This window comes from Parafilimonas terrae (assembly GCF_900115755.1).
Lineage (GTDB): Bacteria > Bacteroidota > Bacteroidia > Chitinophagales > Chitinophagaceae > Parafilimonas > Parafilimonas terrae.
In genome coordinates this window covers 105,203-126,738 of record NZ_FOXQ01000004.1, presented here as the reverse complement: position 1 = coordinate 126,738, position 21,536 = coordinate 105,203, and the positions used below count along the sequence as shown (strand labels likewise).

At 38.1% G+C, this 21,536-nt stretch carries 19 protein-coding genes; 8 read left to right on the top strand and 11 right to left on the bottom strand.

Going from position 1 to position 21,536, the window contains the following annotated elements; translation table 11 throughout:
* Positions 1-225: 225 nt before the first annotated feature.
* Genes BM015_RS08530 through BM015_RS08520 form a run of 3 tightly spaced genes read left to right on the top strand, consistent with a single transcriptional unit; the run spans position 226 to position 3,171 of the window.
* Positions 226-1,287 (top strand): sensor histidine kinase, encoded by a 1,062-nt coding sequence (locus BM015_RS08530; protein ID WP_090657325.1) that lies wholly within the window; start codon positions 226-228, stop codon positions 1,285-1,287.
* Positions 1,284-2,375 (top strand): sensor histidine kinase, encoded by a 1,092-nt coding sequence (locus BM015_RS08525; protein WP_090657322.1) that lies wholly within the window; start codon positions 1,284-1,286, stop codon positions 2,373-2,375. The genes BM015_RS08530 and BM015_RS08525 overlap by 4 nt, the downstream gene beginning before the upstream one ends.
* A 16-nt stretch (positions 2,376-2,391) precedes the next feature.
* On the top strand, positions 2,392-3,171 hold the full coding sequence (locus BM015_RS08520; RefSeq protein ID WP_090657660.1) for a LytR/AlgR family response regulator transcription factor: 780 nt from the start codon (positions 2,392-2,394) through the stop codon (positions 3,169-3,171).
* Positions 3,172-3,226: 55 nt separating this feature from the next.
* On the opposite strand, the gene BM015_RS08515 is transcribed toward BM015_RS08520, so the two are convergent.
* Together BM015_RS08515 and BM015_RS08510 are read right to left on the bottom strand one after the other, a co-directional pair.
* The gene (locus BM015_RS08515) at positions 3,227-4,270 is read right to left on the bottom strand and encodes a sensor histidine kinase (RefSeq protein WP_090657320.1); all 1,044 of its coding nucleotides are present in this window, start codon (positions 4,268-4,270) and stop codon (positions 3,227-3,229) included.
* A gap of 63 nt (positions 4,271-4,333) precedes the next feature.
* Positions 4,334-5,038: a response regulator transcription factor gene (locus BM015_RS08510; protein WP_090657318.1), complete on the bottom strand. Its 705-nt coding sequence runs from the start codon at positions 5,036-5,038 to the stop codon at positions 4,334-4,336.
* A 154-nt stretch (positions 5,039-5,192) separates the two neighbouring features.
* Here BM015_RS08510 and BM015_RS08505 point away from each other — a divergent pair, with 154 nt between their 5' ends.
* Positions 5,193-7,382, top strand: coding sequence for a hypothetical protein (locus BM015_RS08505; RefSeq protein ID WP_090657317.1), 2,190 nt, complete (start codon positions 5,193-5,195; stop codon positions 7,380-7,382).
* A 91-nt stretch (positions 7,383-7,473) separates the two neighbouring features.
* Here the strand turns inward: BM015_RS08505 and BM015_RS08500 are convergent, their stop codons facing one another.
* From BM015_RS08500 to BM015_RS08475, 5 genes are all read right to left on the bottom strand, one after another.
* Positions 7,474-9,384 (bottom strand): RecQ family ATP-dependent DNA helicase, encoded by a 1,911-nt coding sequence (locus BM015_RS08500; RefSeq protein WP_090657658.1) that lies wholly within the window; start codon positions 9,382-9,384, stop codon positions 7,474-7,476.
* A gap of 5 nt (positions 9,385-9,389) precedes the next feature.
* Positions 9,390-9,656: a type II toxin-antitoxin system RelE/ParE family toxin gene (locus BM015_RS08495; RefSeq protein WP_090657315.1), complete on the bottom strand. Its 267-nt coding sequence runs from the start codon at positions 9,654-9,656 to the stop codon at positions 9,390-9,392.
* Positions 9,646-9,873, bottom strand: a complete 228-nt coding sequence (locus BM015_RS08490; protein WP_143075800.1) for a hypothetical protein — start codon at positions 9,871-9,873, stop codon at positions 9,646-9,648. Before BM015_RS08490 ends, BM015_RS08495 begins: the two co-directional genes overlap by 11 nt.
* A 26-nt stretch (positions 9,874-9,899) precedes the next feature.
* Positions 9,900-12,038 carry a heavy metal translocating P-type ATPase gene (locus BM015_RS08485; protein WP_090657311.1) on the bottom strand — a complete coding sequence of 713 codons (2,139 nt, stop codon included), beginning with the start codon at positions 12,036-12,038 and terminating at the stop codon, positions 9,900-9,902.
* Positions 12,039-12,334: 296 nt separating this feature from the next.
* Positions 12,335-13,207 carry an energy transducer TonB family protein gene (locus tag BM015_RS08475; RefSeq protein WP_090657306.1) on the bottom strand — a complete coding sequence of 291 codons (873 nt, stop codon included), beginning with the start codon at positions 13,205-13,207 and terminating at the stop codon, positions 12,335-12,337.
* A gap of 234 nt (positions 13,208-13,441) precedes the next feature.
* Here BM015_RS08475 and BM015_RS08470 point away from each other — a divergent pair, with 234 nt between their 5' ends.
* Positions 13,442-14,551, top strand: a complete 1,110-nt coding sequence (locus tag BM015_RS08470) for an ABC transporter permease (protein ID WP_245751300.1) — start codon at positions 13,442-13,444, stop codon at positions 14,549-14,551.
* A gap of 16 nt (positions 14,552-14,567) precedes the next feature.
* Here BM015_RS08470 and BM015_RS21365 read toward each other — a convergent pair whose 3' ends face one another.
* On the bottom strand, positions 14,568-14,771 hold the full coding sequence (locus tag BM015_RS21365; RefSeq protein ID WP_143075799.1) for a hypothetical protein: 204 nt from the start codon (positions 14,769-14,771) through the stop codon (positions 14,568-14,570).
* Between the two features lie 192 nt (positions 14,772-14,963).
* Here BM015_RS21365 and BM015_RS08460 point away from each other — a divergent pair, with 192 nt between their 5' ends.
* A complete protein-coding gene (locus BM015_RS08460) occupies positions 14,964-15,410 on the top strand; it encodes a hypothetical protein (RefSeq protein ID WP_245751298.1) in 447 nt (148 codons plus the stop codon).
* 484 nt (positions 15,411-15,894) lie between these two features.
* Here the strand turns inward: BM015_RS08460 and BM015_RS08450 are convergent, their stop codons facing one another.
* The 3 genes from BM015_RS08450 to BM015_RS08440 all read right to left on the bottom strand — a co-directional run bounded on the left by BM015_RS08450 (position 15,895) and on the right by BM015_RS08440 (position 19,075).
* On the bottom strand, positions 15,895-17,064 hold the full coding sequence (locus tag BM015_RS08450) for a DUF418 domain-containing protein (protein ID WP_090657300.1): 1,170 nt from the start codon (positions 17,062-17,064) through the stop codon (positions 15,895-15,897).
* A gap of 79 nt (positions 17,065-17,143) precedes the next feature.
* The gene (locus BM015_RS08445) at positions 17,144-17,830 is read right to left on the bottom strand and encodes a TPM domain-containing protein (RefSeq protein WP_090657298.1); all 687 of its coding nucleotides are present in this window, start codon (positions 17,828-17,830) and stop codon (positions 17,144-17,146) included.
* A gap of 156 nt (positions 17,831-17,986) precedes the next feature.
* On the bottom strand, positions 17,987-19,075 hold the full coding sequence (locus BM015_RS08440; protein WP_090657296.1) for an ABC transporter substrate-binding protein: 1,089 nt from the start codon (positions 19,073-19,075) through the stop codon (positions 17,987-17,989).
* 285 nt (positions 19,076-19,360) lie between these two features.
* Between BM015_RS08440 and BM015_RS08435 the strand changes: the two genes are divergently transcribed.
* Positions 19,361-20,443: a sensor histidine kinase gene (locus BM015_RS08435; RefSeq protein WP_090657294.1), complete on the top strand. Its 1,083-nt coding sequence runs from the start codon at positions 19,361-19,363 to the stop codon at positions 20,441-20,443.
* A gap of 163 nt (positions 20,444-20,606) precedes the next feature.
* Positions 20,607-21,362, top strand: a complete 756-nt coding sequence (locus BM015_RS08430; RefSeq protein ID WP_090657292.1) for a LytR/AlgR family response regulator transcription factor — start codon at positions 20,607-20,609, stop codon at positions 21,360-21,362.
* Positions 21,363-21,536 lie beyond the last annotated feature (174 nt).

Below are 21,536 nucleotides of genomic sequence, written 5' to 3'. Positions count from 1 at the left end.
ATTAATCTGTTGTATAAAAATAATAGGTTGTGTTCCTGCTGCAATTCATACACCAAAATCATCAATTCATAACAACTACAGGGCAGCTTGTGTTACCGCCGGCAACGGAGTAATATAAAAGGTGGTAATTTGTATAAATGAAACCGGGCATGATAAATTTTCTCACGCAATGAAAATGTACATATCGGGGTTCCATAAGACCACTGGAAAATCAAACTTGTACGAATGAAAATCACACTGCCGCATTATACCAGTAAAGACTACGTGATTATGGCGTGGACGATGCTGCCGTTTGTGATGGTGTTAAACATTCTCATTTTTGGTAAACAGTATTTTAGCGGTATTGGTATTTTTTTTCTTGCAACGCTTATTACAAGCTGCGTTATCGCTATAAATTTTATTGCGTGCGATGGCATTGCTGTAATCCTCAGGCGAAGGTTTCCGCTTGATGCGCAGGTTAAGAAACGGCTTGCCATCATGATAGTTGTTTTTGTTATTATTTCAGGCCTGTTTCTTTATGGCCTTTTTTCCGGTTATGAACTTATTCATTTCTACGAATACCGGTTTAACCAGAGCGGCTTTACGCTGGCTTATATATGCATGGGCATTTTAAATATTTTCCTCACTTTTTTGCATGAAGGTGTGGCCCGTTTTGAAAAATGGCGCGCCAGTATCCATGAAACAGAAGCGTTGAAAAAAACAGTAAAGCAGGGACAGTTATTAGGCCTGAAAAGCCAGGTAAACCCGCATTTTTTGTTTAACTGCCTTAACTCTTTATCAAGCCTTATTAATGAACAGGGTAATGACGCTGAAGTTTTTTTAAACGAGATGACGAAGGTATATCGTTACATGCTGCGCAACGATGAAGACCTGCTTGTATCGCTGAAAAAAGAATTGGTTTTTATTGAATCGTATTACGTGTTGCTGAAAGCAAGATACGGAGATGGCATAACCGTATCCATACATGTAACTGAAGATGCTGAAAATTGTTTATTGCCGCCACTGAGCCTCCAGGCCATATTTGAAAATGCATTGAGCCGGAATATAATTCAGAAAGCATCGCCTTTAAAAATAACCATACAGGCAAATGATAACAGGCAGCTTATCATTAAAAATAATATCCAGCTTAAAACGGTAACCAATGCATTTGATTATGAGCTGGGGCTGGATAACCTGGTAAGTAAATACAGGCTGCTTAACCAGGGCGATTTGATTATTGCAGATACTGCGCATGAACGCATTATACAATTGCCTTTAATTAACAGTGAAGCGGAGGTAATGGCATGAGCATTTATGCACCAACACGAAGGGAATGGAGGAGTTTCTTTATACTCATGCCCGTAATTGATATAATTACGCTTTACATAATGTATGGCGAAAGTATATGGGCGCGATACGATGCATTTACAGTTGTTTTCTGTATTAATTTTTTAATAGGAATAGCCACTTTTTGGCTGAATGTAATTGTGATGCATGAAATTCAGTTGGCACTGCCCGATTTGAAACAGACTGTTAAGCGGGTTGCATTTATTGTGGGGGCGCATACTATTATAGCCATAGCTGTTTATACACTTGTGTTTAATGTGTATGATGCTTTTTCACTGTTTGGATTTAAGAAAGATTTGCAGCAGCTAAACCTGTCTATATGGATTGTAATTGCGCTGGTAATGCTTTCTGATACGTTATGGGAATCAGATTTTATTTATAAAAAGTATAAAGAAAGCATTATTGAAAAAGAAGAAATGCAGCAGTTGAATATTCAGCAGGAATTTGATGCATTGAAAGGCCAGGTAAACCCGCATTTCCTTTTTAATTGTTTCAACACGTTATCATCTTTAATTAATGAAGACAGGCCGCAGGCCGAAGTTTTTTTGAATGAGCTGAGCAAAGTTTACCGTTATTTATTACGTAATAACGAAGACAGTTTATCAACATTAAAAGATGAGCTGAATTTTATTCAGTCATTCTATAATCTTTTAAAAACGAGGCATGGTGATGCCATTGAATTGCAGGTGGAAGTTGACCGGAAATACTATAATTATTTGCTGCCCTCTTTAAGCCTGCAACTGCTGGTGGAAAATGCGGTAAAGCACAATATTGTATCAAGGAGCCAGCCATTGCTGATAGATATTTTTAGCACTGAAGGCAACCGGCTTGCTGTTCATAATAATCTTCAGCCCAAGAAAATAAAAATGCCTTCCAATAAAATAGGGTTGGCAAATATCAGGTCGAAATATGAACTGCTAAATGTTAGCGGCTATGAAGTATTGCACGATGGAAAAAATTTTACGGTGGTATTGCCATTGATATGGAATAATACAGGCGATATGAAATTTAGTTTTATAAACAGGAGCAATAAAACAAATATTGATTAACCATAAAATAAATAACATGAAAATATTGATAGTGGAAGATGAAGAACTTGCCGTTAAAAAATTAAAGAAAACATTAAATGATATAGATGAAGGCGCAGAAGTTGTTGGCATTGCCGACAGTATAAATGGTACGGTTGAATGGCTGCAAAATAATCCCGCACCGGACCTTATTTTAATGGATATTGAATTAAGCGATGGCCAGAGCTTTGAAATATTCAGCCGGGCAGAAGTGAGAAGTGCGGTTGTATTTACAACTTCGTATGATGAATATGCATTAAAAGCTTTTAAAGTAAACAGTATAGATTACCTGCTGAAACCTATACAGAAGGAAGATCTTGCATCTGCATTAAAGAAGTACAGGCAAATGAAGCAACTGTATAAGGATGATGATACAAAACCCGCTTTAAGTGTGGATGCATTGGTGAAAGAACTACAGCAGAAACTGCAGCCGAAAGAATACAGGAAAAGGTTCCTGGTAAAGCATGGTCAAAAGCTTGTTTCCATTGATGTGGATGAGATCGCTTACTTTTTCAGTGATGGCAGGCTCAACTTTTTTAAAACAGATGACAACCGGAAATTTGTTGTGGATTATACAATGGATGAACTGGAAGATATGCTCGACCCGCAACAATTCTTTCGTATAAGCCGCGCCTTTTATGTTGCTGTGAAAAGCATCAGCCAGATACACGATTACTTTGGCAACCGTTTATTGCTGCAGTTAAAACCTGCTGTTGATAAAGAAGCTATTGTAAGCCGCGAAAAGGTATCAGATTTTAAGAGGTGGATGGGAAAATAAGAGCTGGGAAATAATCAATAATCAATGTTCAATTGTAAAATGCTTTCTGCTAATCCTATCCTTTATCAAGCGTAAAACCAATAGTTGTTCCCACATCTTCTTTGCTGCGCACATGAATACTTTTGCCATGCGCTTCAATAATATGTTTACATATAGCAAGGCCTAATCCTGTTCCGCCTGTATTGCGGCTGCGGCCTGTATCGGTTCTGTAAAATCGTTCAAAAATTCTTGATAAATGTTGCTCTGCTATACCAATACCATCGTCTGAAATTTCTATCAATACATGCTGCTCGTCTGTATTATAAACACCAGCAGTTACATGGCCATCGTTTTTTCCATATTTAATGGCATTGCTAACAAGGTTAATTAAAACGCGAACGATTTTTTCTTTATCGGCAAATACTTCAACCGGCTGTTCACATCCTTTTTTAATGCTGCAATGAATGTTTTTTTCACCGGCTTTTCTTGAAAGCGTTTCAAACACTTCACGTATAATTTCCTGTATTATAAATTTCTTTTTATGCAGTAGCTGTTCGCCGCTTTCGAGCTTTGTTATTTCATCAAGGTCGCGTACCAGTTCAACCATACGGCCTACATTGCGGGAAGCGTTTTCAAGAAATTTTTTAGTTAAAGATGGGTTTTCGAGAGCGCCATCTAACAAACTGTCAATATAGCCCTGTATGGCAAATATTGGTGTTTTTATTTCATGCGCAAGGTTTTGTAAAAATTCACGGCGGTAACGTTCATTGTTTTTAAGATCATCAATTACAGCAGCCTGCTGTTCCGCCCATTTTTCAACATCGCTGTTTACTTCTTCAATACTTTTTTTAGGCAGAATATATTTCTGGTAAATCTCTTCGCGTTTATTGGCTTTGGTTTGATAGATGTACTTGTAAATAACTTTTATTTTCCTGTAAATAAATTTATTTAAAACAAAGCGGATAAGAAAAAATGAAAGTATAAATACGATCACCAATGCAATAAGGGCGTCTATCCATTTAAAGCTGATGATATAGAATGCAATGCCTACAGGAACTGATAAGCATACAGCCGTAAAAAAAGACAGATTATCCGGAGAAATATTTTTGGTATTAAACATGCATCATCACCTTTTCCTTTCAAAGGTAAGCATTGGCAACAGGCTTATTATTCAGGCTAAGTATTATGCTTTACTAAGGCTGGGTTCCGGCTCGTATTCAAATTTATAGCCTACACCTTTAATCGTGCTTATGCAATTAACGCCAAGCTTCTGGCGTATTTTTCTTATGTGCACATCAATAGTTCTGTCGCCCACAATTACATCGTTGCCCCAAATTTGTTCCAGTATTTCATTGCGTAGAAAAACCCTTCCCGGTTTGGTTGCCAGCAGGTGCAGCAATTCAAATTCTTTTTTAGCAAGAATTATAGTAACACCGTTTACAGCAACTGTATATTTTGTGGCATCAATGGTAATGTTGCCTGCGGTTATAATATTGTTTTCTTCTGTTTGTGTTCTCCTGAACAAAGCGCTTACCCTGCTCAATAAAATTTTAGGGCTTACAGGTTTGGTTATAAAATCATCAGCGCCTGAATCAAGCCCTTTAATATGTGATCCTTCATCGCTTAATGCTGTTAGCAAAATAATAGGAGATTCTTTGAATCTCGGCTGTGAACGCAATGCACGGCAAACTTCAATTCCGTTTTTATAAGGCATCATAATATCCAGTATAAATAAATCCGGATTTACCAGCCTTGCTTTTTCCAGTGCATCATTTCCATCCTTTGCCGTATAAACCGTATAGCCTTCTTTTGTGAGATTATAGGAGATTATTTCAAGAATATCCGGCTCATCATCGGCTATTAAAATAATTTTGTCTTTCGGGTCCATTAACACAAAGTTTACACAAAAATAACCTGTGCTTTCACAATCTGCCGCATTTGTATTATTATCTTATTGTTAAGGGTATGGCATAATATTAGCCATAAATTTGCATAATTCACTTTAATAAATATTACCGCTGTTTAAGGGAATGAAAATGAGTATGATTAAACTGAAAAAAACTTACCTGCTTTTAGCTTTTGTTTTAGGATTGTCGGGTTTTGCAGTTGCACAATCTGCTGCCAAACCAGATATTCCGCTGGTGCGTGTTTATTTTCATGAGAAGATTGACAGCACGCAAAAGCTGATAAGAAAACTTGATGGCAAGAATGATGAATTTTTTAAACCCGCAGATAATGACGACCTGAATAACCGGCTTGATAAAGCATTAACTGAACGGGTTGATTCCATACAAGATGCAATAGAATCCAGTAAGATTACAGATAACAATGATAAAATACGTTACCTGCGCGGGCTGAATGAAGCATTGCAGCGTTTTTATATTGGCTTCAAATATCAAACGGTTAAATCGCCTGTTTTGCTGGAAGTAGTTTCGGGTTATAAAAACTGCATGGTGCTGGATCAGAAGAAGCAATCCATATTCCCGGAAATAAAAAAACACAGTTATGATGCCGGCGATATATTAGTGAATGCTTATGCTTTTAATGACAACGAGGGATTGCAGGCATCGAAAGATTTTTTAACGCTGAAGGTTTGTCATGAACATCCGGATCGCATGATGACGATACTCAGCAAGAACCCGGATTTTCCTTATACCGACAGTTTAATAGTAGTGGCCGCCCATACCCGGCCCGATGATTTATACACGTATGCTGCCGCTTATAATAAGTTTGCAGAACGCATTCGCAACAGTTCCGATAGCCTGGTTCAGCTTATTGTGCGTATTTCTAAAATGCCCACAGGCCGCATGTTTTTTCCTTTTCTTGATAATCTTTCTAATAATAAAATAAGCTTTGATGAAGTTGAAACTGCGTTAAAGGATGATGAAAAATATTATTCGCTGCTTGTAAAAACTGAAATTGATTATGCAGACAGGGTGCGCCGCCGTGATACGCCGCTTTCCATAATTGCATTAAGGCGCAAGCTTGCTGATAAAGCTTCGGAAGTCTATGTAAACGTTATTAATGGTTTGCATGAATCGCCTGATAATATTCGTTTTCGCAAAATTGTAAACCTTTCACCGCAGGAATTGTATTACCTCGCCGTGATGACGGAAGATGTGATTTATACAAGCAGTTATACGCATGGCGTTTATCCTTTTATCTGGAAAAAAATGAAGACGGGCAAAGGCGGTGACAGCCTGTTGTTAAGTGTAAAGTTTGACTATTTCAGGAAGTGGGTTAAGATGGCTGCCAATTATAACACGCTTGATGATTTTTTAAAACGGATGGATAAAGGCAATGCACAAATTTTAATGAAGGCTTTTGTGAACGGGCTTGAAAAATCTGCAACGCTTGAAGATGCTGTGGATGTGGCAGATTCTTATGCAAGCATTAATGATAAAGCCATACAAAGCCTTGTTTTGAACCAGGTGCAAAATAACCTACAGCAATCAAAACAAACGGCCAATAAGAAAGCAGAAGATATTTATGATATTTTAAATACGCTGTTCCTGTCCATCGATTCATCCAATCATATTGATCTTTCTGAAAAATTAGGTATTCCGCCCATATATTTTATGCCGAATAAAGACATGCGGGATGCGAAGGGCCGGATTATAATACAGCAGTTTTTTTATGGGGATGAAGATGGAAGAACTTTCTTTCCAATGTTTGTAAACAGCTTTAGAAACGGTAACTGGAAGATGCAATCCAATAACCAGTGGGTAACCATATCTTCCACCAAAGGCGTTCCTGTAACTATTTATACAAATAAACCTTTAGATGAAAAGCAAGGGCTTGATGCGCAGGCGCAGGGTGCATTAAACCAGTATTTGTATGATAATGATTTAAACCCCACGATGGTTATTCATCGCGGCCATAGCTATTGGTTGCCTTCCACGTTAGACCAGTTAAGCGATTCTGCCAGGCTGGTTATGCTTGGCAGTTGCGGTGCTTATCAGAACCTGAGTAAGGTATTGCAGATTTGCCCGACAGCTCAAATTATTTCATCTAAACAAACAGGCGCAGGCAATATAAACCAGCCAATGATCAATACTATTATTGATGAATTAAGGCAAGGTAAAGACCTTAACTGGCCGGTAATGTGGAAACGTTTTGGAGTGTTGTTCAATCACGGCGATTTATTTAATGATTATGTGCCGCCATACAGAAATCTCGGCGCTGTATTTATTATGGCTTACCAGAAAGAAGTAATGAATGAAGAAGATTAAGGAGCTCGTTTCACAACTTCCAAATGTTGACTGCTTATGTTTCATTAATGTGGCCTGTTTAGTGCCTTAGCGCCTTTGTGGTTTGCAAAAATTAATCATGGTGTGGCATTGATACAATTCCATCGGCACTGATTATAATAACCCGCTCACTTTGCAGGAAATTAAGCACAAACCACAGCTTTTCTTTTTTTATATGCCTTTCATCGTACAGAATATTTTGAATGGAAGCGTTGCCGCTATTAACTGTACTCAGAATTTTTTCTTTTATTACAATAAATTCCTTTTCATTTATTGCAACAGATTTTCTTTTCAAACAATTGTCGCAAATACCACAATCGTTTATTTCATTATCGCCGAAATAATTACCAATGAATTTACCTCTGCAAACCAATGTTTCCTGCATAAAGCGCAGCATTGTTTCAACACGTTTTGTAAAATCAGCTTTACGCTGTTTATATCTTTCATAGTTTATAACAAGGTATTGCGCCGGCGCCCTGTTGGTAACAAAATAAATCTGCGGCGTATCTTTTTGCGGTGTATAATCAATTATATGAAGAGACTGAAGCTGCTGTAATTGTTGCTTTATATTTTCAACAGAAGTTTTAATGAGCCTTGCAATTAATTTTTCGCTGATGGAAACTTTATTATCATAAATGCCTTCATACGTTCTCAGCAGGCATTTGATAACAGGCTCAAGTTGCGGATGCGCATTTTCAAAATCAAACAATACTTCTTTCGGTGCAGTAAATTCAACTGTTGGCGCAATAAAAACCGTTTCGTTAAAGCTAATGTATCCTTCCTGTTCCAGCATTTTCAATGTGCTCATGGCAGCAAATACATCCAACCGGAAATTTTTAATGAATTCATTCAGGTTAAAATTATAATAATTGCCTTCGCCAATGCCAACGGGTATTTGCAGGTAATCAACAAGGCATTGATAGATTCTTTTAATTTCTTTTATGGGCGGGAAATGCAGCTCCGGCAAGAGTTCCAGCTCTTTTTCATCTTCAGTGTTATACAATAAAACAGCATACGATTTTTTGCCATCGCGGCCTGCACGCCCGGCTTCCTGGTAATAGCTTTCCACACAATCGGGTACATTATAATGAATAACTGTTCGCACATCGGGCTTGTCAATACCCATTCCAAATGCATTGGTACAAACCATTACGCGGATTTTATTATCTATCCATGCCTGTTGTTTTTCGCTGCGCATTTCATACGGCAAACCTGCGTGATAAAAATCTGCATTTATGTTTTGAAGGCGAAGCAGTTCCGCAATTTTTTTTGTGAGTTTGCGGCTCTTGCAATACACAATACTGCTGCCTTTTACGTTATTCAAAACCTCAATGGCTTTATTTATTTTACTGTCAACTTTAAATACCGAATAAGAAAGATTGCTGCGTTGAAATGACTGCCTGACAATGGAAGCGTCTTTTAATTTCAGCTTATCTTTTATGTCTTCCAAAACAACAGGCGTAGCCGATGCTGTTAAGGCAAGTAAAGGCGCATTTATAATTTCTCTTAACGCTGCAACCTGTAAATAAGATGGCCGGAAATCATAGCCCCATTGCGATATGCAATGTGCTTCATCAACAGCAATTAAATTGATGTTTAATGATGGTAAAAACTCTTTGAATATCCTGCTTTGCAGGCGCTCGGGCGAAACAAACAGGAATTTATAATCGCCATGTAAGGCATTTTGCAAGGCTTGTTTTACTTCATAAAAGGTTAGCCCGCTATGCAGCGTAAGAGCTGCAATCTCTTTTTTTTCGAGTGTGGATGCCTGGTCTTTCATTAAAGCTATCAGCGGGCTTATCACCAGGCATAACCCTTCGTTCATTAATGCCGGGATTTGATAGCATATTGATTTGCCGCCGCCTGTCGGCAGTAAAGCAATCGTATCTTTTTTATTTAAGACAGATTCAATAATGGCTTCCTGCTGCGGGCGGAAAGATTCATAGCGCCAGTATTGCTGAAGTATGGAAAGGGGAGAAGGCATGCGCATTAATAAACTTCATCGTGAGAACCAATCATTGTAAGAACGGCCGTATCGGAATCAATTAAATCAACAATAATTCTTACGTCATAGGCAACACTAAAAGAATATTGGCCATTATAATCTCCCTGAAGTTTATGAAATTTTAAAATAGGATTATTAGGTTGTTGTGAAAATAGAAGTATTTTTTCTAAGGCTATTGTGGCAATGTCCGGCTTTCTTACTGAAAGCTTTCTATACGCCTTTCTGAACTTTGCACTAAGTTCAATCTTCATCGTTAATCATTTTCATAAAATAACCTTTGATTTCTTCCGGTGAAGAGAGTACTACTGTTTTTCCCTCATTATGTTCTTTTCTGGCTTGTTCTGCAGCTTCCACAATTTCCTGCCTTCTTAATTCAATCCAGCGTAGTTCTATAATACGTTTTAGTTCTTCAAGCTCCTCTTTAGAAAGTTCATCAACTTTCTCTGTTAATTCTGCAAATGTCAGCATATCTATTTTTTTTAAAATTACACAATTCACACAACTTTCTTCCAGTTCAGCCTTACGGAGTTTATGGCCAGCACCACATCGCTTAAACCCATTACCAATGCCCCGAAAGTTGGCGTTAAAAAACCAAATGCAGCAACAGGAATGGCAACAACATTATATAAAAATGCCCAGAATAAATTTTGTTTAATGGTGATATAGGTATGTTTCCCAAGGCCTAATGAAAGGGGTAAATTTTTCAACCCGTTATTCATTAGAACTACCTGTGCGCTTTGCACCGCAATGTGCGAAGCATCGCTTAACGAAATGCCTACAGATGCTTTTGCCAGTGCCGGCGCATCGTTAATGCCATCACCCACCATTGCAGTTGGAGCAGCGTCATTTAATTTGGCAACCCATGCTGATTTCTGTTCCGGCGTTTGCTCTGCAATAACTTCATCAATGCCTAATTTGGCGGCAACGGCCTGCGTTTTATCTTTTCTGTCGCCGCTTAATAAAATCGTTTTTATATTTTTTGCATGCAGCATTGCAATAATATTTTTTGCCTCGCTGCGAATTTCATCCGCTACATCAATCCATCCTATCAGCTCATTATTACGAATGATATAAACATTATGTGTGTCGTCGTTTGTTAAATGCCTGGCCGCATTGTATGATCCGGCAATATAGGTGCTGCCATTAAGCCCGGAAGCCTGCATGCCCAAGCCTTTTACTTCATCAATATTGCTCCACTTAATTTCATTGGCAGTTTTCCAGGAAGTGCTTATGCTTTTTGCAATAGGATGATTGGAAAATTTTTCAAGTGAATAAGCAATACGTTTACCCTGTTCTTCATCAATAAAAAACTTATAACTGGTAATGGTGAATTTGCCGGTTGTAAGCGTGCCGGTTTTATCAAATATTACCTGTTGAATATTGTTGAAAACCTCCAGGCTTCTTGCGTTTTTAAACAACACGCCGTTGCGGGCAGCTCTTCCAAGCCCCACAGCAATGGCTGCAGGCGTTGCCAAACCCATGGCGCAGGGGCAGGCTATAACCAATACGGCTATACTTCTTAATACACTTGCACTTACAATGTGATGCCCTAAAAAATAATTGGCTAAAAAAGTAATAACAGCAATGCTTAAAACCACAGGCACAAACACAGCGCTTATCTTATCGGCAAGCTGCTGCACGGGTGGTTTTTCAGTTTGCGCATCCCGCACCATTTTTAAAATGTTGCTCAATACAGTGTCTTCACCAACGGCTGTGATCTTTGCTTTCAATGCTCCGTTTTCAACAGTGCTTCCGCCAATTAATTTATCATTAAGGTTCTTCTCAACCGGTATGCTTTCACCAGTAAGCAAAGCTTCGTTTACACTGGCTTCGCCCCAGGTAATAACAGCATCCATTGGTACGGGCTCTCCCGTTTTTATTAATACTGTATCACCAACTTTAAGTTGAGTATTTTCTATGTGAATGATTTGTTCCTGCCTGCTTTCATCATACACAATTTTATTGGCCATTGTTTTTTGTGTAACGGCCAGTTTTTTCAAAGCCGACTGGGTTGTTTGAACAGATTTATCTTCCAGCCAGTTGCCCATAAAAACAAGCGTGATAATAGTGGCCGTAGTTTCATAAAACATAAACTGTTCCGGCCGGCCTGTTATCGTTCCGTATAAGCTATAAGCGAATGATGCAATGGAACCGATGGAAACCAATACATCCATATTTGGTACGCCGCCCAGCAAACTTCTTATACCACTTTTTCCAAAATATAACATGCCCACAATAAAAACCGGCAACGTCAAGCCTAACTGCACATATTCATTCATTAAAAAAGATATATGCACGCCAAGCATGTGCAGGAACAGAGGGGCGGCAAATACAAGACAGAAAATAAAACGCTGAAAATTATTACCCAGCAGTTTTTTGGAATTGCTTTCATGTGTATGATTGTGCCCGTGGCCATCATGATGATGTTCGTCCGGCACCACTTCATAGCCCAGTCGTTCTATGCCCCTTTTTATTTTTTCTTTTGGGATATTGACATCTTTATCAAAGCTCACATCGCCGCCTATAAAATTCACCTTCACATTTTGAAGGCCTTCCTTTTCAAGATATTTATTAATAGACAGTGCGCAATTAGTGCAGCTCATCCCTTTTACTTTCATGTTCACTGTTTCCATACTTAGAAATTTATATAAGCACTTATATATTGCAAAATTACCAAGCCAACTTTTCATCATAAAAAATATAAAATCAACCATGTTGCATTTTGATGACTGTTCAGGTATAATGCACCATTGCATTTTGCAAGTTGTTATAGGCGAAAAACAAAATACCAATAGGAGAATATCTGATAAGTGAGGAAGATAATGTGAGAAAAAATGATTGAATTATCAGCTATGTAAAGCTGTTGCACGATGAGGCCTGGCTGATGGATTTTGAAAGAACGCAGCGCACTGCGTAAAGCTCTGCTATTCTAACCCTTTGGATTTTGAAAAACAATGGTAATGGTGCCTGTTTGTGTGGTACTGCCTTTATTGAATTTAAGCTGGTATGCACGTTTTTCGGCAATACTGTTTAAATCTGCAAACGGGCTGCCGGGCTTAACTTTTGCATTGGTAACAGTGCCGTTTTCATTAACGGTAACATCCACAGAAACTTTACCGCCATATTTATACTGGTCCTGGAAACGCGCCCCGCCAGCCAGCCGCCTGCCCTGTAACCCCCTGCTTATGCTTATACCGGCGCTGCCGGTTCCACCATTGCCTGTATAACTGTCGCTGTTAACATTGCCGTTAGCTTTACCCTGGTCGCCTTTGCCGCCGGCAATACCCTGATTATTGCTTTTTGTATAACTGTCGGCATTATTGCCGCCACTGGTTTTACTGCTGCCGCCGGCATATACAGCCTTTGGTTTGGGTGGCGCCGGCGTTGGATTGGTAACTGGTTTTGTTGCGGCTTTTTTAACGGGATTATTAACCTTTGCAACTTCTTTTTTCTTTTCTGGTTTAGGTGAAGTATGAATTACCGGCACATCTTTTTCATCGTTTTCAGCCACTTCAGCCTGTGTTTCCGCTTCGGCCTGCTGAGATGGCGGTGGGTTATAATTTGTTTGCTGTTCTTCTGCGGGTGGGCCCGGAATCTGGGGCGGCACATCACCCAGGCCTTCATCGCTGTTGCCAAGGTTTACTTCCACGCCTGTATCTGCAAGCGGCTTTTGCATAATAGGCACCGACCAGCGCCATAAAACAAACAGTAAAAATAAAATACCAATTATACCAGCCGTGTAAGCTAATGCCCTGATATTTTTATTTCTTTCAAAATTTAATTCTGCAATGGTTGTATGCATGGAACAAATTTATTTACAGTGAGCTTAAGCCCTTGTTATAAAGATGCTAACAGTATGTGGATTACGCTGGCCATTAATTGCTTTTATAACGCATAAATGCAGGATGAATTTTATGAAGTTTGTTTAAATTTTGTTATGTGTTGTGTTCCGGTGACAGCATTCTTTCCAGGCATGTCAAATAAAAAATCGTTAGCTCTTTATAAATGATGAAATAGTTTTGCGGCCAATATTTTTATGATGCAGACAAAGTATAGCCAGTTTAAAGCCATGCTTGCTATTTCAAAAGCAAGCTTCAGGTCGATGCTCAGGAGCCCTTCCACAGTAATTTTCAGCATTGTTTTTCCATTGGTGTTTATACTGGTGTTTGGGTTCATAGGCGGAAGCAACGGGATTACACTGGATGTGGCTTTAAATAAGAATGCAGATACGTCAAATGTTATTTATTCTTCTATAAAAGATATCGGCAGTATTCATATTGTACAGGAAGATAGTTTGTTGTTAAAAGAAGACCTTGAAAAAGGAAACATAACGGCCATTATCAATATCGTTAAAAATACTTTTGAAAACCCTGAATATATAATCGAATTGAAAAGTTCTGAAGCGGTGAACCCGCAGAATATCCAGGTGCTGCAGTCAATACTTAAAAATATCATCAGTAATATAAATGCAGAAAAATACCCGCAGGCAGAAACAATAGCTGCAGTAAGCAACACAATTGAAAAAATTCCGGGCCGGGAATACCGCCGCATAGATTTTATTTTGCCGGGCCAGTTAGGTTTTTCTCTTTTAAGCGCCGGTGTATTCGGGGTGGCGTTTTCATTTTTTAATTTGAGACAGCAGCTTATTTTAAAACGTTTTTTTGCAACGCCGGTGCGCCGCACTTTTATTGTTTTGGGTGAAACGCTCAGCCGTGTTGTTTTTCAAATGATGACAGCCATCATTATCATAGGGCTTGGTGTTTTTGCTTTTAAATTCACGCTGGTAAAAGGGTTTATAACTTTTATGGAAATAATGCTGCTGAGCTTTATTTCACTTGTTGTGTTTATGGGTTTTGGATTTATTGTAAGCAGTGTGGCCAAAAATGAAAGTACTATTCCGCCGTTTGCCAATATGTTTACGCTGCCGCAGTTTTTGCTGGCGGGCACATTTTTCCCGGTCACTGTTTTTCCTAAATGGCTGCAGGTTTTTTGCAATATCCTGCCGCTTACGCATTTTAATAATGCCATGCGCAATATATCTTTTGAAGGAGCAAGCTTTATCAGTTGCTGGCCGGATATAGGGGTTCTTTTGTTGTGGGGTGTTTTAATTTATGCAGCGGCCGTTAAAGTGTTCCGTTGGGAATAATTAGCGCTGTATTGCTTTAATAACCGCCGCTGTTATTGCCTGAATGATCGTTGCCACAGGTGTGCCCTGAACCATATTGACCGCCGGATGGTGAAGAAGCATTCGTGGTAGTTGTTGTAGCAGTGCCGGAAACTTTGGCCGGAGACTTTACATCTTTGGAGCAACTGAATGCAGCGAAGCAAAACATTGATAACAGGCAAACGGTAAATGTTTTTTTCATAGTACTAAATTTTAAATTGTTTATTATAAAAACAGGCGGAACAGGAGAATGGTTGCCGAAAGTTGGCCTTTAATATTTTTTATAAATTAATAATGGACTTTTTCATTGATAATCAGTTAAATACTGTTTATTAATTAATATAAAATTTTATTTTAAAAATAAATGGCCTGAAACTTTTATAAATAATTGATTATGAGAAATGAAGATAATATAAGCGCTGCTTCTTCCTTTGTTATTGAATCGAAAGAAGAGCAAAACTATGTTATACCATTGCGTTACCGGCAAATGGAAAACCTGCACATAGTTTTCTGGCTGTTTAAAGACATAAGCTGGTGCTTAATATGGAAGCCGCTCGGGATTATGATGATAGTGCCCACCTTTATCATATCGCTGGTAATTGCCTGGAGAACGCGGCAATATATGTCGGAATTATGCCATAATGTTGCCATTAGCGTTTGGATTGCCGCCAACAGTTACTGGATGATCAGCGAGTTTTTTGGGTTTGATGAAAAAATTGTTTTTGGGGAGATGACTTATAAACACCTCGCTTTAATACCTTTTTTCACGGGCGTGCTCATTCTTGCCTATTATTATATTTACTGGAAGCCCAGGCATAAAAATGAACCGGAGACGATGTAGTGGTTGTGAAGTTGATTAATATTTGTTGTCAGTAGATTTGAGTCATTCGGACATAATGATTAAAAATTGAAATGGTTCTACTTTTTACTAAGTCTAAATACTCTGAAGCATTTGTAAATTGTTGTACAGTCCCACCACCAGAATATTCATCTTTACTTACCGTGTCAATAAGTTTGAGCTCATTGTTTTTAAAGGAAAGCCAAGCCCTCATTGCTAAATCTCTTTATACAGCTCATTTTAAGCTCAATAGCTGCATTAAATTTTTTGTTTTATAAACCGCTTGTACAAAAGCATCAAAATTTAAAGGCCGGCTTTAAGCTCTAATGGCTTTAGGGTGCCGGCTTTTTATAACCTTTTTTAAAAATTAAGATTGTGCAACAGTGACCAATGTTATACGCAGCCAAGCTGTTCGTTCGGAGCACAACTGTTTGAAGTGCGCACCAAAGTTTGTTCAAGGCGATGCTATGTATTTTTCTTTCTCTGTTCATTTTCGCAATTGAAGTCGTTTCCAGTATGTGAGTTGTCTCCAAATCCATTCTGTTGGTCCATATCTGAATTGTTTTAACCAATAAGTGCTAAACATAATTTCAACAAACAGCCACACGAAAGCAAACAGCCAAATTATGTGAATAGATAATTCGCCTAACTTGTTAAACCCAAAACCATATAACAGAATAATTAGAGATGCAGAAACCATTAAGTAGTTTGTTAGTGTCATTTTCCCCAAGGATTGCAATGCTGCAAAGAATTTATTCAACCCAAAATTTATGTAAGCGATAACAAGAACACTAACATAAAAGGTTGTTGTAGAAAGAATACCCAATGATAGAAGTGGAGAAAGTATATATTGATTTGCTTGAATAGTTCCGTTCATAAATAACCACTTAAAAATAAAATATAAAATCATAAGTGGTGCTGCATACAAGGCAATCTTATTAAATGTTGATTTTTTTGTTTCTACTAAATGAAAAAACTTGATGCGTAAAAGAAAATATCCAAATAAAAACCTGCCAAGCGTTTCTATGATGTCGTGCAAATTACCTCCCGAAACAATAAACATTCGGTAATAAAAATTGATATTGAATTTAAAAATTTCAGGGAGTGTTCCCAGCTTATACCGATTGTAAAGTTCTTGTATGTCGCTTGTGGTAAATGTTTCTGGTTGGTTACGGACTAAATATGAAATGAATACAGGAAGGACAAGCATAAACAACACAGCCCAAGATAAAATTGCCTTGTTAGATTTATTTCTAAACAAAAGCAAAAGAATCCCACTCATAGCATAGAGATTTAAAACATCTCCCCACCAAAAAATAGAATGAATAACACCAAAAATAAATAACCAAAACATACGCTTAACAAAAAAGAAATTAGGGTTGATGTTTCTCTTTTCTAAACTTTCAAGAATAAGTCCGAAGCCGTAACCGAAAAGAATTGAAAACAAGGTCATGAATTTCCATTCAAGAAAAACAGAATTGAAATTCATTAGAAACCTGTCCAAGGAAGATGAAATAGAATTCAAAATTGGTTCTGGTGTTTGCTGGTCAACATAAGAAGTAAAGTTGGAAATTAACACACCAATAAGAGCAAACCCACGAATTACATCCACAATAATTGTCCTGTCCTTTTGTTCTATCGGTAGAGTTGCTGTCATGCGTTTGTATAGTCATTAGGCCTATCCGATCTCTTTCCAGAGACGATGTAGCTACAGTAGTATGTGTACGCCGCTTTTCTTAAATTTTATTCATTATCTCTTTAATAGCGTTTTTAACACCATCAAAATAGTCTGCCTTTTTAAATGCAGGTACAATTATGTTATCAATAATTGTTTTTGTTTCCTCATTTGATAGTTTGTCTTCAATACCATAGCCATTATTTATTCTTATTTTTCTTTTGGCTGTACTTATGCCAATTAAGATACCGTTGTTCGCATCAATTTTTCCAACTCTCCAAAAATTGTGAATTGCTAAAACCAAACTGTCAAAATCTTCATCATGAATAAATGAACTATCAAAAGTAACAACCGCAATTTCATTCTTTGTTTTCCTTTCATAGTCACTTAGCATTGAGTCAAGACCTGCAATTTGGTTATTCGTAAAAATATGACCGTAATCGCTTGTCCAACCTAATGGCTTGATGATGTATGGAATTTTATAAGCCGAACAAATCAGCTGGTCATGGTCGTGGGCATTTGATTGAACTAAAGATTTAATGAAAGCTGAATCACTTAATATTTTATTTAATTCAACATCAGAACGGTCGTTATAAACATTTAAAAGACTATCAACAACCAATTTTTCCTTTATTAATAAAAGATTTAGATTAAACTTCTTTACTAAAACAGATGAGTTGGAACTTTGTCCAAAAGCATTAGAGATTGATAATAGCAAAAAGGGAATTGCAAATATTAAGCGGGTCATAACAAAGTGGTGTGCAAAAGGTTTTATTTCGTTATCATGTGCAACAAATAAATTAAAAAAAAGCTGCTACTCAAAATCAAACAACAAAGCATTATGCACTTTGCATAGTCATTGATCCTATCCCAGCTCACAACTCGCAGCCCGCAGCTCAAAGCCTTATTTTCCACCAGCCTTACCGATATCCGCAAGGTTAATAGCAGCAGGTTTTATTTCCTTTGGAATAAAATCACGGTTTACAAGTTCATTAATAGGTATCTCCTTTTTCAGGAAGCCAAGTTTTATACCCATGTCTTCAATGCTTTGCAGGTCTTCGTCGGTAGGGTTTAAGCTTATATATTTTACACGTTCGGGAGAGGAGGTAAGCACATAGTTCAGCACCTTTTCGTTTTGATGAAAATAAGGCGCTACAAGCTTTGCGGCATCGGCGCGGTTTTTTTCAGCCCAAAGACCGGATGCGGCTATACCGCCCACCAGGTCTTTTACCACGTCGGGGTTACTTTTTATCAGGTCTTCATGCACCACCAGTGCGCAGGAAATAAAATTGGGCCATATATCCCTTGAATAATAAAGAATGCGGCCAGTGCCGTCAAGCTCTGCCTTGGCGCAAAAAGGTTCGCCCACAAAATAGGCATCAATGGCGCCGGCTGCCAAAGAGGTTGGCATATCAGGCGGCGGAAGAATGATAAAAGTAATATCGTCTTTTTTCATTCCATAATCTTCCATCAGTTTATGAATAACAAAATTCTGGTTGCTGAAAAAGCTGGGCAGCGCCAGTTTTTTTCCTTTTAAATCTTTCAGGCTCCTGATAGGGCCGTTTTTAGCTACCACAATTTCAGAACCATCGCGGTGGCCGAGATAGCATATCTGAACGGGCACACCCTGCTCACGAAGTTTCATTGCCAGCGGCACAATCATAAAAGATGCCTGTATCTGTTTGGCTTCCATGGCACTTACAACTGTAGGAAAATCTGTAAACAGCCTTGAGTTAAAATTGGTATTGGTTTGCGTATTCTTTGAAGCGAAGTCTGTAACCGGGCAGGTAAGATGGCAGGTTACCGGGAGAAACCCCACGGTAAGTTCCCGCGTTGCTTTTTTGTTGCCGCCTTCATGAATCACATTATCAGCGGTTGCCATATTATTATCACTGCTGTTATTGCTGCGTTCCCACGGTTTAAAGCGGAGCAGTGCAAGACTGATAACTGTAAAACATGCTATGGCAATAAGCCGTGTTGCTTTTGATTTCATGTTGATTGCTTATTCAGTTAAATTATAAACCTTGCTTCATTTACTTTAATATATGGCAAAAAGCAAAGGAACAGGATTTATCAAATTTTTTGAAAAAAACAGCAGCGCTGGTTCTTTTTATAAAGAAATAAAGATAGTGTAAATGCTTAAATAACGCACAGGCGTTAGGTGGATTTAAGTGAGGTTTTCTAAAGCGATGAAACTTTTTTATCCCGGCATCACGTTAACTAACCTCTTCAAACCTTTGCTGTTGTTATTAAGGCTTTATTTATTTTTGGCGGCTTTATGACGTTAAAGGCAAAATATAAAACCATTATTTATACGGCTATTTTAACTACGCCGTTTATTGGCCTGTTTGGTATTACGCCAATCATCAACCCGATCATTATGCAATATTCCGGGCCGCCGCAGTATCCCATGCACCCGGGGCATCCCATGCAAATACCTTTTCGCCAGCAAAATCATTTTATTCCTTTTTTAATTGTAACCCTGCAGGTAGCACTTATATGGCTGCAGAATATTTTACTGCTTATTTATGGCACACGTTTATTTTCTGTAAAAAAATCAGGTAATGCCATCAGGTTTATATTAAGCTATGCTATTACCGCAGCTATTGCATTGATAGTAAGAAAAGTAATTTTTCACCCGGGGCCTTTTCCTTTTCCGGAGGAAAGAAATTCGTTTGAGGTTTTAATGCCTGTTATTTCTGCGGCTGCCACCAATACCATTATCCTTATCATCATACAGCTTTTGCTCATACGATATTCTGAAACGCAGGTGAGGATTGAAAACGCCGAACTTAAGATGCAGCACATACAGGCCGAACATGAAAAACTGCTGCACCAGTTACAGCCGCATTTTTTATTCAATTCATTGAATGCTTTAAAAACACTCATTAAACGCAATACGAAAGAAGCTGAAGATTACCTGGTAAAACTCTCTGAATTTTTACGCTTTTCCTTATCGCATAATGAACATACGGTTGTGTTGCTGCAGGAAGAAATGCAGTTCTCGCTTACTTACCTGCAAATGCAAAAAACAAGGTTTGGCGAAAGCCTGTTTTATGAAATGAATATATCTGAAAATATTGCGGCGCAAAAAAAAGTACCTGTATTCTCATTGCAACTGCTGGTGGAAAATTGTTTAAAGCATAATAAATTCACGCAGGAGCAACCGCTTAAAATAACCATTTATAGTGAAGACAATTATCTTGTTGTTTCCAACAATATGCAAAGCCGCGAACAGGCTGAAGCGCCATCGGGCGTAGGTTTAGCAAATCTTTCTCAAAGATATAAATACCTTGCCGGCGAAGACGTAAAAATTGAACAAACCGAAAACCACTTTACAGTTTATTTAAAGCTGCTGTAATGAAATCATCAAAGATTCCATTTGGCCATTAAAAGAAACAAAAAATAAACTGATGAAACCGAGCATTATAATTTTTTCTCACACAGGGGAATGTACATGGTGAGGTTCTCCCGAAACAAGTCCGGGACATGCATGAGACCATTGAAAAATCAAACTTGCACGAATGAAAATTGTAATTATTGAAGATGAGGCCATGAATGTGGAAGACCTCAGTTTAACACTCAGTGAAATTTCTTACCCGGTTGAAGTTGTGGCCGTATTATCATCGGTGAAGGAAGCAGCGTTTTTTTTCCAACAAAAGCATGACTATGACCTTATCTTCAGCGATATTCATCTCGGCGATGGTTTAAGCTTTGATATTTTTAAAGAGATTGATATAAACAAACCCATCATTTTTTGCACGGCCTATGATAAATATGCGCTCGAAGCATTTAATAATAACGGTATTGCCTACGTTCTGAAACCTTATAACAAAACAGCCATTGAAAAAGCTGTTTCAAAATTTGTTAACCTCACCCAAAGCAATAATCCTTATAATAAATTGCTGGAAGGCCTTAATGCAGTTGCCGATAAATTAAGGCATGAAGAAAAGCAGGTGCTGGTGCATCATAAAGATAAAATTGTACCTATTGCCACCGATTCCATTGCCGTATTTTATATAGAGAATGAAGTTACCAAGCTGTGTTGTTTTAACCAGTCTGTATACATGCTCTCTTCCAATCTTGACGATATAGAAAACCAGTATGCTTCCAAATTCTTCAGGGCAAACAGGCAATATCTTGTAAATAAAAAAGCCATAAAAGAGGTGTCTAAATTTTTTGCAAGAAAATTGCTGGTGCACCTTACCATTCGCTTTCCGCACGAAATAATTGTCAGCAAAACAAAAGCTCCCCAGTTTCTTACATGGCTGGCCAGCTAAGCTGCCCGCTTCAGCTTCAAAACTGTCCACTTCAAGTCCCTTTAACTTTTCATAACGATAAGGCGAAAATATTTTCGTCGCCGTTTCATTATGGGTCATGCAACGTTCGGCTGATTCTTCAGCGGAACCGGTTAAATGAGGGTAAACATGACCCATTTTTTTTAAATTAAATTA